The 17723-nt window shown below is 35.7% G+C and carries 19 protein-coding genes and 1 riboswitch; of the genes, 7 read left to right on the plus strand and 12 right to left on the minus strand.

Going from position 1 to position 17723, the window contains the following annotated elements:
• Window positions 1-104: 104 nt before the first annotated feature.
• Window positions 105-247, plus strand: a riboswitch (cyclic di-AMP (ydaO/yuaA leader).
• Window positions 247-780 carry a cell wall hydrolase gene (locus tag FHY60_RS15145; RefSeq protein WP_139905822.1) on the plus strand — a complete coding sequence of 178 codons (534 nt, stop codon included), beginning with the start codon at window positions 247-249 and terminating at the stop codon, window positions 778-780. (Overlaps the previous riboswitch by 1 nt.)
• A gap of 175 nt (window positions 781-955) precedes the next feature.
• Here the strand turns inward: FHY60_RS15145 and FHY60_RS15150 are convergent, their stop codons facing one another.
• The 8 genes from FHY60_RS15150 to FHY60_RS15185 form a co-directional block, all read right to left on the minus strand.
• On the minus strand, window positions 956-1816 hold the full coding sequence (locus tag FHY60_RS15150) for an NAD(P)/FAD-dependent oxidoreductase (RefSeq protein WP_139905823.1): 861 nt from the start codon (window positions 1814-1816) through the stop codon (window positions 956-958).
• 12 nt (window positions 1817-1828) lie between these two features.
• Window positions 1829-2143, minus strand: a complete 315-nt coding sequence (trxA, locus tag FHY60_RS15155) for a thioredoxin (RefSeq protein WP_139905824.1) — start codon at window positions 2141-2143, stop codon at window positions 1829-1831.
• A 110-nt stretch (window positions 2144-2253) separates the two neighbouring features.
• Complete coding sequence (locus tag FHY60_RS15160; protein ID WP_139905825.1) at window positions 2254-3933, minus strand: PQQ-binding-like beta-propeller repeat protein; 1680 nt, start codon at window positions 3931-3933, stop codon at window positions 2254-2256.
• A 193-nt stretch (window positions 3934-4126) separates the two neighbouring features.
• The gene (iadA, locus tag FHY60_RS15165; RefSeq protein WP_139905826.1) at window positions 4127-5299 is read right to left on the minus strand and encodes a beta-aspartyl-peptidase; all 1173 of its coding nucleotides are present in this window, start codon (window positions 5297-5299) and stop codon (window positions 4127-4129) included.
• Between the two features lie 72 nt (window positions 5300-5371).
• Complete coding sequence (locus tag FHY60_RS15170) at window positions 5372-6646, minus strand: tetratricopeptide repeat protein (protein ID WP_139905827.1); 1275 nt, start codon at window positions 6644-6646, stop codon at window positions 5372-5374.
• Window positions 6647-6740: 94 nt separating this feature from the next.
• Window positions 6741-7826 carry a DUF4652 domain-containing protein gene (locus FHY60_RS15175; RefSeq protein WP_139905828.1) on the minus strand — a complete coding sequence of 362 codons (1086 nt, stop codon included), beginning with the start codon at window positions 7824-7826 and terminating at the stop codon, window positions 6741-6743.
• A complete protein-coding gene (locus tag FHY60_RS15180) occupies window positions 7823-8377 on the minus strand; it encodes an RNA polymerase sigma factor (RefSeq protein ID WP_139905829.1) in 555 nt (184 codons plus the stop codon). Before FHY60_RS15180 ends, FHY60_RS15175 begins: the two co-directional genes overlap by 4 nt.
• A 95-nt stretch (window positions 8378-8472) precedes the next feature.
• Window positions 8473-9354 (minus strand): YitT family protein, encoded by an 882-nt coding sequence (locus FHY60_RS15185; protein WP_139905830.1) that lies wholly within the window; start codon window positions 9352-9354, stop codon window positions 8473-8475.
• A 100-nt stretch (window positions 9355-9454) separates the two neighbouring features.
• On the opposite strand from FHY60_RS15185, the gene FHY60_RS15190 reads away from it, so the two are divergent.
• On the plus strand, window positions 9455-9874 hold the full coding sequence (locus FHY60_RS15190; RefSeq protein ID WP_139905831.1) for a hypothetical protein: 420 nt from the start codon (window positions 9455-9457) through the stop codon (window positions 9872-9874).
• Window positions 9875-9950: 76 nt separating this feature from the next.
• On the opposite strand, the gene FHY60_RS15195 is transcribed toward FHY60_RS15190, so the two are convergent.
• Window positions 9951-10478 carry a Fe-S-containing hydro-lyase gene (locus tag FHY60_RS15195; protein WP_139905832.1) on the minus strand — a complete coding sequence of 176 codons (528 nt, stop codon included), beginning with the start codon at window positions 10476-10478 and terminating at the stop codon, window positions 9951-9953.
• A gap of 13 nt (window positions 10479-10491) precedes the next feature.
• Window positions 10492-11334, minus strand: a complete 843-nt coding sequence (locus FHY60_RS15200) for a fumarate hydratase (RefSeq protein ID WP_139905833.1) — start codon at window positions 11332-11334, stop codon at window positions 10492-10494.
• A 200-nt stretch (window positions 11335-11534) separates the two neighbouring features.
• On the opposite strand from FHY60_RS15200, the gene FHY60_RS15205 reads away from it, so the two are divergent.
• On the plus strand, window positions 11535-11744 hold the full coding sequence (locus FHY60_RS15205) for a hypothetical protein (protein ID WP_139905834.1): 210 nt from the start codon (window positions 11535-11537) through the stop codon (window positions 11742-11744).
• A gap of 89 nt (window positions 11745-11833) precedes the next feature.
• Here FHY60_RS15205 and cwlD read toward each other — a convergent pair whose 3' ends face one another.
• Together cwlD and FHY60_RS15215 are read right to left on the minus strand one after the other, a co-directional pair.
• Window positions 11834-12490, minus strand: a complete 657-nt coding sequence (cwlD, locus tag FHY60_RS15210; RefSeq protein WP_243122164.1) for an N-acetylmuramoyl-L-alanine amidase CwlD — start codon at window positions 12488-12490, stop codon at window positions 11834-11836.
• Window positions 12491-12648: 158 nt separating this feature from the next.
• Entirely contained in the window at window positions 12649-14268 is a 1620-nt protein-coding gene (locus FHY60_RS15215) for a Na/Pi cotransporter family protein (protein WP_139905836.1), read from the minus strand.
• A gap of 318 nt (window positions 14269-14586) precedes the next feature.
• On the opposite strand from FHY60_RS15215, the gene FHY60_RS15220 reads away from it, so the two are divergent.
• From FHY60_RS15220 to tnpC, 4 genes are all read left to right on the plus strand, one after another.
• Complete coding sequence (locus FHY60_RS15220) at window positions 14587-15174, plus strand: class I SAM-dependent methyltransferase (protein WP_139905837.1); 588 nt, start codon at window positions 14587-14589, stop codon at window positions 15172-15174.
• Between the two features lie 85 nt (window positions 15175-15259).
• Window positions 15260-15568: an IS66 family insertion sequence element accessory protein TnpA gene (gene tnpA, locus FHY60_RS15225; protein ID WP_139902291.1), complete on the plus strand. Its 309-nt coding sequence runs from the start codon at window positions 15260-15262 to the stop codon at window positions 15566-15568.
• Window positions 15562-15918, plus strand: coding sequence for an IS66 family insertion sequence element accessory protein TnpB (gene tnpB / locus FHY60_RS15230; RefSeq protein ID WP_139902289.1), 357 nt, complete (start codon window positions 15562-15564; stop codon window positions 15916-15918). The genes tnpA and tnpB overlap by 7 nt, the downstream gene beginning before the upstream one ends.
• Window positions 15919-16058: 140 nt before the next feature.
• Entirely contained in the window at window positions 16059-17693 is a 1635-nt protein-coding gene (tnpC, locus tag FHY60_RS15235) for an IS66 family transposase (protein ID WP_139904024.1), read from the plus strand.
• The last annotated feature ends 30 nt before the right edge of the window (window positions 17694-17723 follow it).

The following is a 17723-nucleotide window of genomic DNA, read 5'->3' on the forward strand; positions in this document are numbered from 1 at the left end:
TTTTAATTAGTAATGAGTGATGAGTAATGAGTAATTACTCATTTAGAAAATTGCGTTGTGACGCAATTTTTATTTAATATGAATATTTTTCCCTCATTGGGGCATCATATCATTAGCCTAAATTTTAGAGGATTATTATGCTTTAAAATGCGGAGGAACCAAATTTTGGGGTGAATCACCAGTTCGGTGTAGGTTACACCTTTTCCGAACCCGTCAGCTAACTTCGCAGGCAAAAGGAGGTATTAAATGAATAAAAAATTAATAATAGGCTTTAGTTTTGTTTTGCTATTAGAATTTTGGGGGCATACAAATACCGAGGCAGTTGTGTGTCGCACAAATGTAGATTCTGTCCTTAAGGCCAGCAAGGATGATGCCACTCAAGTATTTAACTATAAGAACAAAAAAATACTAATAAGCGATGATGACATTTATCTCATGGCTCAAGTAGTTTTCGCAGAAAGCAATGCAGAACCATATCAAGGAAAAGTTGCTGTGGCTTCTGTAATACTAAACAGACTGCTTCATCCTGAGTTTCCGAATACTGTAGAAGATGTAATAAAACAAAAGGGGGCTTTTTCCTGTGTTAAAAACGGGAAATTATCAGTAACTCCCACAGAGGAATGCTTTGATGCTGTATACGAAGCACTTAAGGGGAAAGACCCTACCGGTGCAGCTGTTTTCTTTTATAATCCCCGAATTGCTACTTCTAAGTGGATGATAAATGTCAAAAAGAGTAATGTAAAGCCTATTGGAAACCATATTTTCTTCGTAGTAAAGTAATATTAACTGATATAAATTCAAATTTTTTATTTCTTAATAAATAATAAAAGGGATTTATAAAAGGATACCCATGCATTTATTATGTTTTAGCTTGCGTAGGTATCCTTAAAATATAAGTAAGCGACCATAAGATTTCTCATGGTCGCTTACTTATTACTATATTTCATCTAATTAACTATCTCATGGAATCAACATACGAAACAGCACTGAGTGCTGCTATGAGCCCTTCTCCTGCTGCTTTTATATATTGATAGGGCTTACCTATACAATCACCTGCAGCAAAGCATCCCTTTAAGTTAGTCTTCATATTTCTGTCCACCTTAATATGTCCCTCTTCCATTTCAAGACCAGGAACCAACTGCCCCGGTGATATGCTGTCTTTTAAAATAAACACCCCATCTGTCTTCAATGTGCCGTTGGCCAATTCCAATACTGTAACTATATTTTCACCCTTTACTTCTACAGGCTTATCCTTTATCACTTCAATTTTATCGCTTAATTTATAATCTCCGTTATACACGGGTATATAGTAGAGTTTTTGTGCTAACTCACTGACATAATTGGCCTCTTCTTCAGCTTCCTTATTATAGCCTATTACCGTTACCACCTTACCCTTGTATAGAGGAGCATCACAAGTAGCACAGTAACCAACTCCTCTACCGAGAAATTCTGCTTCACCTTTCAATGGCTTTGTGTACTCCATTCCTGTAGCCAGTATTACAGCCTTAGCTTCATACATTTTTTCATTAGCCATCAGTACAAAGTAGTCTCCCATGGCATAGATGGAATTAATTCTTTCAGTAGTTATTTCAATATCCATGGCCTCCATATGCCTTTGGAAGTTCTCCTTCAACTCTTGGCCGGTGATATTAGGAAATCCTAAGTAATTATTTATCTTTGGTGCCTTTATAAGCTTATTGCTTAAGTCACTGTAACCGAAAAGGATAATTTCTTTATTTCTGATTTTAGCATTAACGGCCGCAGATAATCCTGCAGGCCCACTTCCTACTATAGCTACATCATATCTTTTTCCCAAGGCCGCACCTCTTTAAACATATTTTTCAAGTAGGGTTTTTAGTTCCTGCTTTGGTCTGAAACCAATAAGAGTTTCTGCCACAGTCCCATTTTTAAATATAAGTATAGTTGGTATGCTTGCTATTCTGTATTTATTTGTTACTGTTGGATTCTCATCAACATTAACTTTTGCAAATTTAATTTTATCGCCTAACTCATTGTTAAGTTCTTCGAAAATTGGTGCAAGCATTTTGCAGGGTCCGCACCAGGCTGCCCAAAAGTCTATTACTGCCACTCCTTGATAATTTTCAACTTCTTCTATAAAAGTGCTGTCTCCAATTTGTCTCATTGTTATCCCTCCAATATAATTTGATACCCCGTACAGGTATATAATAATTATATAATTGTTTTAGATATGGTGTCAACCCCAGGTCTCTTATAATTGGACTTAAAAATGAACTACTTTACCTTAAATCCAATTATTTTACCTCCTCTGGTTCCAACCACTATAATATCATCAAAGGCCGCCGGTGTTCCTTCTACATTAGCCTCCAAATCTATTATATCCAATATTTTGCCGCTGATTCCTTCAATAAGAAATGCTCTTCCTGCCGAATCACATTGAACTATATATCCCTTTCCATCTTTTGAATATAGTGCCAAGGGCGAACTCCAGCAGTAGTTATCTAAGATAAGCTTCCATACTTCTTCGCCGGTATTCTTATTCATGGCTACAAGAATCCCGCTGTTGTAATTTGGGGTTCTGGCTATATTAAATATTGCAAGCTCCTTTAGTTCTTCCTTTCCACTGATAGGTGTGGCTAAGGCTCCACCATTGGTATTGGAATCATAGTAGCATTTATACTTATTCTCCCAGAGAACCCCTCCGGTAGCTCCGTTTATCTTTCTTACAAAGGAATAACCTCCATTACCCTGATTATCAACTTCAGAAGCAGTATACAAATTTAGGCCTTCATTGTCCCTCTCCAATACTATGGTAGAATCGGTATCATCATTGACATATCTGGCCCAGACAGGTTTCAGCGTCCTTAAATCCAAACATTGCAGTATTCCATCATTGTCAGCAAAAAAGCCGTAATTCTCATAAATTGCTATACTATTTTCAATGCCCCTCTCCTTAGTTTTATTCGTTGAATATTTATATTTATCTATTTGAGGGCTTATAGTGACCTTTCCATTTTCATAGTTGGTGTTCAACTTACCGGAATAAAATAGTCCATTCTCACCGCATATATAGAAAAAGTCATTGCTCTTATCTATTAAACTTGTAGAATCAAAGGCCCACCACTTTCTAACAGCAAAGTCATCCATACCTTTTATTTCGTATAACTTACTAAAATCTATCAGGCTGAAAATTCTGTATGCAAAGCTAACATGCTGGCTTCCTCTTTTATCTATCCCCTGACCGACATACAACAGTGGTAATCCTCGTGGATCTACAGTCAAACTTCCCTTTATAGGCGCTCCTATCCATAATTTATCTCTTGTTGCCTTTCCATCCTCTAAATCTAAAAAGTGCACATATCCATCCAGTGCAGCATATATTACTTCTGTTAAATCCTTCTTATTCTTTTTCTCTTCATATAAATTCATTTCCTTTTTTATCTCTTCTGACCACTTCACTATGGCAGGCTGACCGTTCCAGCCCACTCCTGTCCAGCTGTCTATGGCCCCAATATTAACCTCCCAAAGCTTTTCTAACTTTTCTTCCTTTAGATCTATATTCCCAAAGCTTCCTCCGTCCCTAAGGTTATTACCTCTGAAGCAAGTGACCCCCTCTACATCTGAATAGGGTTCAGAACTGTCAAAACCAGCTTCTTCTCTCTGAAGGGTTTGACTTATAACTGAATATGTAAAGTTGTAGTTCTCAATTTCAGCACTGGCATCTGGGGCAAATATTATTTCCTTTTCCGGTACCTCTTCTACAACCGGTAAGTTTTCCGTAGGTTCGGAACTTATATATGGTACGGAATTATTGAATACCGCTTCATCAAAATTATATACAGTATCAAGGATGCTTTCACTTGCATCTCCATTTATTACAATATACTTCGTTACTAACCCAAGACCAAGTAATATGAACAAAAAAATAAATACTCTTAACAGCTTTGCTTTCATACATACCTCTCCCGCCCAGCATAAAATATTGCATTGGTAAATGCTGTAATAAGTATATGTATGAAGATTGCCATTAATAACTTATAATATTCACTTTACAATCTTGTCCCCTAAAATATATTTTATAAATCCTTTCTTCAAGCTGCTTAAATATAAAATGGTGCAGTAACTTACTGCACCATTTTAAAATAATCTAATCTTCAAAGGTTCCCTTTACCAAAATTTCACCGTTCATCATAAGCTTTTTACCTTTAGCTATAACCCCCTCTATATTTAGAGTGTTTTTATCTACAATAACGAGGTCTGCATCCTTGCCCTTATGCACCCTACCTTTATTGTCAAGCTTTAGGTTGTCTGCCACATTAGAGGTAATTACCTTTAATGCCTGCTCCATATCAACATCATATGTTAATATAGCCTCTTTTACCTCATCATACAATGATTGTACAGAGCCTATTCCAAGACCGGCAAATTCACCCTCATCATTAAATTTAGGAAGACTTCCATGCCCATCAGAAGTAAATTGTATGTTTGCAATATCCACTCCATAGTCCAGCAGTAGCTTCAAAGCTTCCCCTGCCCTGACTTCATCATCTTCTAAATGATCCGGGTCAAAGCTGGTGGTTAAGTCTATAATACCTCCCATAGCTGCATATTTTGCCCCCATATCAAGCAAGGTTCTGGACCTGTTTATATGGGTAGGTAAAACTTGTTTGGCAGTTATCTCTGTCTCCTCCAGCATTTTCATTAAATATTTAACTCCATTTCTGCCATTACCAATATGAATATTTACTATACCGCATTTTCCTGATAATAGGCCTGCAACCCTAGCTTCTGCAACTATTCTAAGAAATTCTTCGTAAGTAGGTTGTGAAGAACGGTGATCTGCCAAGGCCAGTTCTCCTAATCCAATTACCTTTTCTATAAGCATAATGTCCTCTGAAGCCTTTCCTGTGATAGACACTACCGGTATTTGATAGGATCCAGATAATATGTAGGCTGTAATTCCCTCCTCCTCAAGTCCATGGGCTTTAGCTAAGAGAGTTTTCATGTTTCTGCACACTGAATCTGTACCTAAGCAGCCTACCACAGTGGTAATACCACCCTCAATCAGCTCAGATAACTGTATTTCAGGAGTCCTGGTTCTAAAACCGCCTTCCCCTCCACCGCCTATTATGTGCACGTGAGAATCTATAAAACCAGGAAAAATCAGCTTTCCCTCTCCATCAATAACCTCAATATCAGGAAAATCTTCCGGTATGGCTAAATTGTCATAGACTCCTTCTATAGTTCCTCCGGCTAAAAGTATAGATTTTTTACCCAAATATTCCGGAGCATAAACTTCTGCATTTTTTATTATTATCAAAGTAATCACCCCGACAATATTATTTGTCTAATATTATTCTTCAATTCCACATCAGCTAAAAATCCAATGAATTTATTTTAAATTAGCTATAGACTTAATCACTGAATTATTATATATGGATTTTTTGTAGTTATTTACTATTTCGGAGGCATACTTTTTAGCCAAGTTAATATCGATGTCTTTGTATATCAGGGCTAACTTATACAATGCAGTATCCTCATAACCATAAGCAGAATATAGACTCAAATACTTATTGTAGTAGTCTGTAGCCCTCTCTATATTACCTAGACTTTCATAGCAGTCACCGGTCATGTATAATATATCTGCATTTAGGTGAACTGCCTCCGAATAAGCTTCTGCCCTGCTGTAATATCTGAGAGCTTCCTCATACTTTTTCTCTACGTGCTGCTCTCTCCCCTTATTATAAAAGTAGGCAACTCCCTCATCAATTAATAGCTGCTTAGCTTTAATATATACGGCCTTATCTTCACCGGATAGCTCATCATAGATAACATCTTTCAAAAGCTCATCTAATCCCTCATAGTTTTTACTGTCCACTGCATTCTTAAGCTCTGTTCTAGGAAAGGTATATACCTCCTTTTCTTCTATTGGTATTTCTTCTATTACAGGAGTCTCCTCCACTATAGGAGTTTCTTCAATTACCATCTCCCCTTCATCATTTGATGGTAATGAGGTATCTTCTTTTAGAACTATATTATTTTGACTGTCCACTTCAAAATTTCTGCCATCTTTATTTAATGCCCGGTTCCCTATCCAAACCATTAGTGCTAAAGCAATTACACTGGTTCCAAAAATAAACTTCCTTTTTTGTGTTTTACCTATTACCCTATATTCTATTAGGAGATTTGTATTCTCTCTTGAAACTTTATCATATTTATCAATGGCAGTTACTTTTCTGATGCATTCTTTAGCTTCTTCATACCGACCTAGTTGGATGTAAACTGTAGACAGAGCATTATTTACACCAATTGCATTAAAATCACTTTTTGCACACTGCTGCAATAGTACTAATGCATCCTTAAAATCCATATGTGCCATTGCTTCTTGAGCCTTTGTATACAGTCTTAATAATTCCTTATCCTTTTCTAAGTTCTCTAAGTACTTTTTCGCTACTTGATCTTTATTATAGTCATGGTTTATTTTCCAAAGCGCTTCTGCCTCTGTCAGCTCTCCTTTTAAATATAGCAATAAGCCCTTTAGGTTAATGGCTGCAGCACTTTTGAGACTGTTTGATATACTTTTTTCACAGAAATAAAGTGCCTTTTCCATCTGAGCTTCATTGTAGTATGTTACTGCCTTCTTATAGTATTTTGTACTCACATCCATTTTATCACCGAAAATTCATAATATTTTACATTATTCTTTATATAATAATACGCTTTATAAGAAAAAAAATAAAGAGGCATTAAGCCTCTTAGAACTAATTTTGCGGTATTCGACTAACTTCGGTCAGTACCAATCCGTTAGTTTCATCTTCTTTATAATTAAATACCCTTTTTTCTTCCTTATAGGATGTCATACTGTCGTCTTCATAAAGTCTTAGGGTTAATTCTATGGTATCATCTTTCTTCACCACATTAACTACCTGGTTCTTATAGTCCATAGAATTTTCAGGATATACATTGAAAGCTGTTCCTGTATTTACATTTAAGAATATCAGGTCCCCACCAGCTGTTACCGTTCCATATCCATAGCCGACAACAGTAAGCACATTCTCATTATCAAACCATTCAACAAACATTGGAGTAAACTGTTTTACTTTATTATCGGCAAGACTTAACTTCCAAAGGGCTGAGTCCTGTTTTCTAGAAACCACCAAGTCCGCTACCCCTTCTTCTGAAGCATTTGCACCTTTTCCGCTTATAGTTATGTCTAGACTTCCGTCAGGTGACTTTTTCCATGCTGTAGCCAATTTAGGTTCCTCAATTTTGTTGATAGCAATTTTTTCGAACACTGGCATATATACTTGATTTACTTTTTCTGTAGCATCATAGCTTTCTGGATTATTTAATGAAGCTGTTATACCCATTTTAACGTTACTAAAATCATTCTGTACTCTATCAGCTTCCTTCATACTTGGGGCTTCACTACTCTCCTGTACACCCTCTATTCTTGCATACTCTGTCATATACTGGTCAGAATTATCTCTTTGAGAGTTAAAGTCCATTATAAGAGGTGCAGAGACTATTCCAATAACTAATATTGCGGCAGTAGAAACAATTTGCCAGCGAAACTTTTTCATGCTGTACTTCATCTTCTTAAGCGGACCTTTACCATATCTATTTTTATCTATGCCTCTCATTATTTCTGCCCTGGAGCTGTTAAATTTAATATCTTCAAACTGCAGAGCATTTGCAAACATTTCATCAAGACTTTTCTCTGCTTCATAAGACGCTCTGCATTCTGGACAAGTACTCATATGCTTTTCCATAGCTTCTTTCATATCGTATATCAAGGTGTTGTCAATAAGCTCCGGCAGCTTTTTCATGAAAATTTTGCAATTCATACTCTCCACCTCTTTTCCTTTACTTTAGAATTTTCTTTAAATTTATCTCTTAGCTTATAGTACCTTCTTTTAACGGCAGATTCACTAATATTCAGTATCTCACCTATATCATAAAAAGTTAGGTTTTGAGTATATCTTAATATTATTATCTGTCTGTCCGTTTCACTAAGCTCCTTGATGAAATTTAAAACAGTTTCCTTGGTCTCTTTAAACTCAGCAGTCTGTTCAGGTGACATTTCATTGCTGGCAACTTCTTTTATATCGTCAAGATTTGACTCATACACCCTTTTATATTTTCTGATATAGTCAATACATTTATTTCTGGCTATCTGAAGAATCCAGTTAGAAAATTTGTAGCTTGTATTATACATATACAGCTTATTATATACTGTAATAAAAACTTCTTGAGATATATCTTCTGAGGCCTCTTTATCTCTCAATATATTATATATAAATTTTAAAATCATAGTTTCATACTTATTGACTATTATGTTAAAACTATCTATATTTCCATTTAAAACGGATTTGACCAATTTTATATCTTCATCCATTATCTTTACCCCTTTCACCGCGGCGTCCTTACATCTATATATACGGAAGCTTTTTTTAGAAAGTCACCAATTTTCTTATAGGATATTTCATTTTATTAAATAGGATGATCAAAGCCTCTACCCTGTACCTGAGAGGCATCTAAGATGGACATAAAGGCTCCCCCATCGGTCTTTTCTACTATCTGCTTAATTCGTGGAATTTGCGATGTAGCCACAACACAATATATTACTGTCTTTTCCATTTTCGAATAAGCTCCCTTTCCTTTCAGTATTGTGGCGCTTCTTCTTAAATCATGGGTTATTCTATCTATAATTAGTTCTTCCTTTGAGGTTACTATGAAAACTAAATTCTTCTTATTGAAACCCTTTATAACCTGATCTATAACAGAAGAGTTTATGTACATTGCAATTAAAGTATATATTCCCTTTTCCACTCCAAAAATAAGTGAACCTATTGAAACTATAACAAGATTTATTGCAAAAGAAGCCTTTCCCAAATTAAAGTTAGCTTTTCTTCTTACTATCATAGTAATGATATCAGTTCCACCAAGTGAACCATGGCACTTAAATATATTTCCTAAGGCAAACCCATTGATTACTCCGGCACATATACTGACTAGCAGCAGATCATTGGTTTGATAGTATTTCGAAATCCCTTTGGTAAGTATTAGAAAGACTGACTGTGAAACAATACCTAAGGCCGTTAAGAAAGTAAACTCCTTATCCAGCTTCTTAAGACTTAATATGAGCAATGGAATGTTTATTAAGATAACACTATAACCAGCACTTATTCCAGTCACATACTGGAGAATAAGCGCAATACCTGAAACTCCTCCACTTAGAAATTTATTCGGAGCAAGAAATAGATTAATAGATATGGAAAACAATAAACTCGATAGTAATATGATTATTGCTCTCTTTGCATATACAGTTTTCTTTTCTCTAAAATCAAAGTAGCTTATCCTTAGGTTTGTCATTAAAGTTTCCTCCTCAACATATCAGATATAACCTAGTATATTATAGCATATTTATATATTAAAGTATTTGCTCATATTATACATTTCAAGGAGGGTAACCATGGCAGAGTTAACAATGTCTATGTCGGAAGTAGTTGTTGTATTAAGAACCACACTTTCCGGTGCTTCAGATAAATTGAAAGAAGTAGAATTGGTAGATAAAAATAAAATAAAGCTTCTCATTTCCGTATCAAAACTTTTTCCTGATATACCTGTATCCTTGGCTTATCACTCATTCAACAAGGGCATTATAAAATTCGAAGTTTACACTAACTATCCGACAAAGGTAATACAAGCAATAGTAAATAATATAAATTTTGAAGGATTGGATAAGAGCACCCTTTCCCTAGATAATAATTTATTGTCTGTAAACATCAAAGAGATAATGCTCACCTCTATAGGCTGGCTGGATATTAAAGATGTTAAAATGAGAAACAATCAACTCACCTTCATACTTACACCCATATCCAATAAAAGGTAAACTAGTTAAATTACAGCTGTTGTAACATAAAAAACTGCGCTTAAACGCAGTTTTTTTTGAATTAATTCAATATTAATTACTCCTTGTATATGCAGTTTCCTCTACAGTCTATTGCTACAATTGCGGGAAAGTTATCAACCTGAAGTTTCATAACAGCCTCTGTTCCCAATTCCTCATAAGCTACAAGCTCTGCACTCTTAATTGATTTACTGATAAGGGCCCCGGCACCGCCAATGGCAGCAAAATAAACAGCCTTATTCTTAATCATCGCCTCTACCACCCTTTTGTCTCTGGAACCTTTTCCTATCATCCCTCTAAGCCCCAGGTCCAATAGTTTAGGAGTATAGGCATCCATCCTGCCGCTGGTAGTAGGTCCTGCAGACCCCATTATCATTCCGGGTCTAGCAGGGGTTGGTCCCACATAGTATATTATGGTGTCCTGTATATCAAAAGGTAGGCTTTCCCCTTTATCTAATAGCTCTATCATCTTCTTATGTGCTGCGTCTCTGGCGGTATATATAGTTCCTGAAATATATACGCTGTCACCACAGTTTAAAGCTTCTGCATCTTTAGTTGTAAAAGGTGTAATAATATTTTTTATCATACTGGTCCCCCCATTATATTTCAGCTTCAGCATGTCTTGTAGCATGGCAGTTTATATTTACAGCAACAGGCAGTCCTGCTATATGAGTAGGGTAGGTTTCTATATTAACTGCCAATGCAGTGGTAACTCCACCAAAGCCCTGTGGTCCTATATTGGTTTCGTTTATCCGTTTCAACAATTCTCTTTCTATGCTTTCATAATAGCTGTCGGCATTTCTTTTATCAATGGGTCTCAACAAGGCCTTTTTTGCAAGCAATGCAGCTCTATCAAAGGTCCCACCTATACCTACTCCCACAACTATAGGCGGACAAGGATTTGAGCCGGCTTCGATAACAGTCTTTAAAACAAAGTCTTTAACCCCTTCTATGCCATCTGAAGGCTTCAGCATTTTTAGCTGACTCATATTCTCTGAGCCGAACCCTTTAGGTGCAACAGTTATTTTAAGCTTATCTCCAGGCTTTATCTCGTAATTGATAATAGCCGGTGTATTATCCCTTGTATTTACCCTATGAATAGGATCCTTTACTACAGACTTTCTCAAATACCCTTCCTCATACCCTCTTCTTACACCTTCATTTATTGCCTCTTCCAAGCTGCCACCGCAGATATGCACATCCTGGCCAAGCTCAACAAACACGCAGGCCATTCCTGTATCCTGACACATAGGAATCGCCTCTTCCCTGGCTATTTTAGAATTTAGCAATATTTTATTTAATATGTCCTTTGGTAACTCTTCCTCTTCCACGTCCATGGCCTTATCCAGTCCGCTTTGTATATCTTCAGATATATTGTAATTTGCTTCAATACATAGTCTCTTAACTACCTCAATAATCTCCGAAATATTTATCTCTCTCACCGGCTATACCCCCTAGAACTTTTGATAGCATAATTATACTATATAATAAATAAATTAGTAGTAATATTTTCAGAGGTGATAACAATTACTAAGAAGATTTTTCAAAACCTAGTGGATTACTATCAGTGAGGATTGACCTGTTTCCTTTAATTTATTATTATGATAGAATTTAAGAAAAGTAGATTCTGCGAGGTGGTTAAATGATTAGAAGTACATATCCATTTTTTTATAAGAGATATGCCTATGATAACAGCACTAATTTGCTCCATGACCTGAAAAATGAAACTCCTGCTTGTAATATTGATAATATCGATAAAGAATTAATTGAAGCCTATAGTTCATTAAATGAAGGCTCTTTATTCTTAGATCATCCTGTTTACAAAAAATGTCCCCACTGTATGGCTGAATAATCTTAATAATATTATATTTTTACAAAAAACGATATATTACCCGGGTAATATATCGTTTTTTATCGCAGCATGTTACTAATTAGTTGTTTCTACATTTCTTTTTCAAAATACACATTAACGGCCCTGACAATAGATTGTGCAATTTTCTTCTGATAGTCTGGGTCTTTTAGTTTTTTAGCTTCTGCAGGGTTTGATAGAAATCCACATTCAATTATTATTGCCGGTATATCAGGACAATTCCTTAATATTATGAAATCATCCTTGGCATTTTTAGCCTTTCTTTTATTATTTACATCCAAGTCCTCTCTTAGAGTGTTCTGCATAAGTATACCAAAGTTCTCACTTTTTTTATTAGCTGCATACCATATCTGGGCACCATAATATTGCTGCTGTGGGAAAGAATTTAAGTGAACGCTTAAAAACATGTCACAATTACTTTTTCTGATAAGTTTTTGCCTGTTGTCTAGATCCTCCAGTTTCTTCTTTCTTATAGTTCCGCCTTCGGTACAGAGACTTCTGTCATCTTCTCTAGACATCACTATCTTATAGCCTTCTTTAAGTAATTCGCCCTTGAGAGTTTTGCCTATAATGAGATTTAGGTCTTTTTCTAAGGTTCCATCTTTGCCTACTGCTCCTCCATCAACTCCACCATGGCCTGGATCTATTAATATTAATTTATTCGATTTATCAGTTGTATTATTTATATTTGCCATGGGGTAGATTGTAAATAAAAGTAAAAACGCCATAATTAAGAATAGTTGTAATAACCACCTTGTATACATTATAACCTCCTGGATACATTCAATAGTATTTTATATTATATCCAAGACAACATTTTTTACTATTGCTATTATAGCCAAAAGCACCCTTCCTATCTATATAGGTCAGGTGCCCTTTTTAATGACTATGCTTGCAGAACACTTTCTGCTATATTTGTAGCATGGTCACCAATTCTTTCAAAGTTACTAATAAGGTCTAAGAATATAGCTCCCGTATAAGCACTGCATAAGCCTGCATTCAATCTTCTTATATGTCCTGCTCTATATTCCTTCTCAAGAGTATCAATTCTTTCCTCTATAGATGCTACGCTCTCTGCTTTCTTAATATCGTGATTTTCATAGCTTTCAATACTAGCCTGTAGAGCATTTATAGTATATTTGTACATATTCCTTAAATCTTCTAATCCCTCATTTGAAAAGTTTAATTTTTTTACAATTTTCTCGGTTGTTAAATCCGCAATATTTTCTGCATGATCACCGATTCTCTCCACATCATTTACTACATGGAAGGTAGATGTTACTATTTTAAGCTGTTCTTCTGAAAGCTCCGTATTAGATAATTTTACCAGATAATTTGTAATATCATGCTCTAGTATGTTGATTAACTTTTCGTTTTCATAAACCTTATTTATCAGATTTTCGTCATTACCTTCAAAGGCTTTCATTGCGATTTCCAGATTCTCTTTCGCCTTATTAGCCATTCTTATTGTTTCCTTAACCATCTGCCCTACGGCTATTACAGGCGTTTCTAATAATCTATCATCTATATATTTAGTACCAAGATGCTCTTTTTCGTCCTCACCAGGTATGAGCTTATTAACAAACACAACAAGATACTTTATAAACCAGACTAAAATCATTGTGTTTACTATATTAAATATAGTATGCACATTTGCAATTTGTCTTGTAATAGCCCCAGGAGTATTACCTGGATTAATCCATTGTGCTATCTCTGCCAGTTGAAATCTAAGAGGAATAAATATTATGGTACCAATTAAATTAAAAGTTACGTGTATCAAGGCAGCTTTCCTTGCGCTCTTTGAAGTACCAATACTTGCCAGCAATGCAGTCACACAGGTTCCAATATTACATCCAAAAACAAATGGTATTGCAGCAGATAGCGGCACTGCACCAGTTCCCGCTAAAGCGATTAATATTCCTGTGGTTGCTGATGAACTTTGTATAATACTAGTCATTAAAAGTCCTACGCCCAAAGCAAGTATCCAGCTGTTTGAAATAACATTCATCATGGATTTAAAGCCTTCTGATTCTTTCAATGGTGCCATTGAATCCCCCATTAGGTCCATACCTAAAAATAATATACCAAAGCCTAAAACTATGTTCCCAATCTCTCTGTTCTTTTTGCCTTTTGAAAATAGTACAATAACTGTACCTGCCCCAATAAAAATTGGAGCTACATCTGTTAGTTTTAGTGATACAAGCTGTGCTGTGATAGTTGTTCCAATATTAGCACCCATTATAACTCCTGCAGCTTGCATCAAATTCATAAGTCCAGCATTAACAAAGCCCACAACCATAACTGTAGTAGCACTACTGCTTTGAATTATCATGGTCACAACAGTACCGACTAATACTGCTACGATGGGATTAGAAGTAACCTTTTCCAATATACCTTTTAACTTTTCACCTGCAGCATTTTCAAGACCATCGCCCATCATCTTCATTCCAAAAAGGAACAATCCCAAGCCGCCAATTAACGTTATAATCATTTTTGTAATGTCCAATTAAATCCCCCCATATAAGTTTCATATTCGACATTATGAATTGTTATATGTCAAAAAAACCTCTAATATATCTTAACACAAAATTAATATTTACAAAGTGACTTTTTACGTATTTAACATAGATTTAACATACATATGTATCCAATGATTATACTCAACATCATGTTAGAATCTCTATTACTTTATGTCATTGTTTAGCTGCAACATTTCTCAATAATTATTGACATTAGAGGGCTATTGAAATATAATTATTTGAAATATTTTCACGTTCATTTTCAATTTTTAATAAAAAACTTTAATTTATAGGAGAATAGGAATATGGGGCACTATTTTATTAACGATGAATCATTAACTCATAATTATAAAACTATTAACTTTCACTATAAAAACAGGGACTTTAAGTTTACTACGGATTCAGGTGTGTTTTCAAAGAATCATGTTGATGAAGGGACTACAATATTACTTAATAATCTACCGGAGTTAAGGGGTAAAGTTCTAGACTTGGGCTGCGGTTACGGCTGTATTGGCATATCCCTCAAAATGACCAATGATATTGACCTTACCATGGCTGATATTAATGAAAGGGCTTTAGAACTGGCAGCGCTGAACTGTAAAAATAACGGACTAAATAATATATCCATTATTCAGTCTGATGGTTTTTCTAATATTAGTGATAAGTTTGATTTTATAATTTTAAATCCTCCCATAAGGGCAGGAAAAAAAACAATTTTTAAATTGTATGAGGATTCATATCAACATTTAAATAAACATGGAAAATTTATTTTTGTAATCAATAAGAAACATGGAGCTGAAAGCAGTATTGAAAAGGTTAATGAGATCTTTAATGACTATGAGATCTTATACAAAAAGAAGGGTTGGTATGTAATCTCCTGTGAATTAGTATAGAGTAAGCGTCAAACTGTCCACACATTTTATGAATATAAATCTTGTGAGATAATACCTCTAGAATAAAATTCCGGAGGTGTTTTTATTGACAAAATTAAATATGGAAGATTGGCAGCAGCTCATTGCTGATTATAGATCTAGCGGCCTTACCGGGCCGGTATGGTGTCAGCAAAAACAATTGAGTATACACAAATTACGCTATTGGATTAACAAATTCAACAAAGCAGAGTTTAAAGAAGAACCAAGACAGCAGTGGGTTTCAGTAAAAACAAATTTATCTATAACAACAACATCTATTACTGTAAAAGTCGGTAAGGCTGAAATTTCAGTTTCGCAAGACTTCGATAAAGAACTCTTTGCAGATGTTGTCCAATCCCTATTAACTTTATGTTAAACCTAAAGCAGACTTCTAATGTATTTTTGGCTGCTGGAAGTACTGATATGAGAAAATCTATTGACGGTCTCGCCATCATCGTTCAGATGAATTTTAAGTTAGATCCATTCTCTGATGCACTTTTTGTATTCTGCAACGCTAAACGCGACAAACTCAAGTTGCTCTATTGGGAGCGGAATGGATTCTGGCTTTACTATCGCCGTTTGGAAAAAGGTCGCTTTAAGTGGCCTAATAATTCTAAAGACAAAGTTATACATGTAACGGAGCGGGAGCTCCGCTGGCTTTTAGATGGACTGGATATTAACCAAAAGGGAGTACATCGTGATATTATGCAGAGAAAAATCATTTGATTTTTTGTGGATAACCCTAAAAAATTCAATCAAAAAGTGGATAATTTCCAACTCTTTAAAACTTCTAAAACCGTTGAAAACACTAGCTTTTTACGACTTTTTTTCTTGATAATTTTGTATGAAAAGTGTATAATATAAGTATGAGTAAAACAGAAGTAAAATCATTTAACTTAGAGAATTACAGTCGTAAAGAGCTAGAGGATGCCTTCATAAAACTCAGCATTGAAAAGGAGCAGGCTGAGCTTAGACTAAAATGGTATGAAGAGCAATACAAGCTCAACAAGCAGAGACTATTTGGTAAATCCAGTGAAAAGAATATAGATGGTCAGATTAACATGCCAATATTTAACGAGGCTGAAAGTGAGCGACAGCCTTTTACTGCTGAGCCTAATTTAGATGATTGTGCAAAGCAACAACAATCTTCATCCAAGGCTAAAAAGCTTAAAGGAAAACGTGAAAAAGATCTTTCAGATCTTCCTAAGCAAATAGTTGAATATAAGCTCTCAGCTGAAGAACAGGTTTGTTCTCAATGTGGCGGTCAACTCCATGAGGTGCGTTCCGAAATCCGCAGAGAGCTGGAGGTCATCCCGGCACAAATTATCGTAAAAGAAATCCACAGCATGATTTATTCCTGTCGGAAATGTGAAAAGGAAGATATAACTGTCCCAATGATTTCGGCGCCAACCCCTAAGCCTGTCATTAAGGGAAGTATAGCATCCTCTTCTATAATAGCATATATCATGACTAGGAAATATGTAGATGCTACTCCTCTTTATAGGCAGGAACAAGAATACAAGCGGCGTGGTTTACCAGTTAACCGTCAAAACATGGCTAACTGGATTATTCGGGCTGCACAAGATTGGCTGAATCCTTTGTACCTGCGTCTACGTAAATACCTTACGGACTATGATGTAGCTCATGCGGACGAAACAGAACTAGAAGTTCTCAATGAGCCGGGCCGTGAGGCCACAACAAGGTCTTATATGTGGATGTACCGTACAGGCAATGGGCATGATCCTATTGTTCTATACGATTATCAGCCATCAAGGGCAGGAGATAATGCCAAAACCTTCTTAAATGGATTTAAGGGTTATCTTCATGTTGATGCCTATGACGGTTATGACAAACTTTTGAAAGATTCCAAAGCCGGCGGTGCCATGGAAGTTACTCTCGTAGCGTGCTTCGCACATGCAAGGAGGTATTTCACTGATACCTTAAAGGCAGTGACTGATAAAGAAAGCTACATGTATACCTCTGCTTATCAAGGAGTCAAATATATTGATGAAATGTTTAAGCTTGAGGAAGAACTATCAAGTTTGTCATCTGAAGACCGGTATGATGAACGCCTTAGCAAACTTAAACCAATGCTAGAGGCTTATTTCTCATGGATTGAAAAGGAACACGCTCTTGCACTACCCAAATCAAGTTACGGGAAAGCTGTCAATTACTCATTCAATCAGAAGGATAAACTGATGAGTATACTCAAAGATGGCAGGCTGGAACTTAGCAATAACCGCGCCGAAAGGGCAATAAAGCCATTTGTCATTGGGAGAAAAAATTGGCTGTTCGCCAATACTCCGCAGGGAGCAAAGGCAAGTGCAGTTACTTATAGTATTATTGAAACTGCAAAGGAAAATGATCTTAATCCTTTTGAATACTTAAAATACTTATTTGAGCAGTTTCCAAATGTTGATATAAATGATTCTGAAGTTTTAGATTCTTTATTGCCTTGGTCATCTACCTTACCTAAATACTGTAAATCAAAACAAGTATAGCAGAGTCCCCATCTGAATAATAGGTGGGGA

It is taken from the genome of Clostridium thermarum, from assembly GCF_006351925.1.
In the GTDB taxonomy this organism is placed as follows: domain Bacteria; phylum Bacillota; class Clostridia; order Clostridiales; family Clostridiaceae; genus Clostridium_AU; species Clostridium_AU thermarum.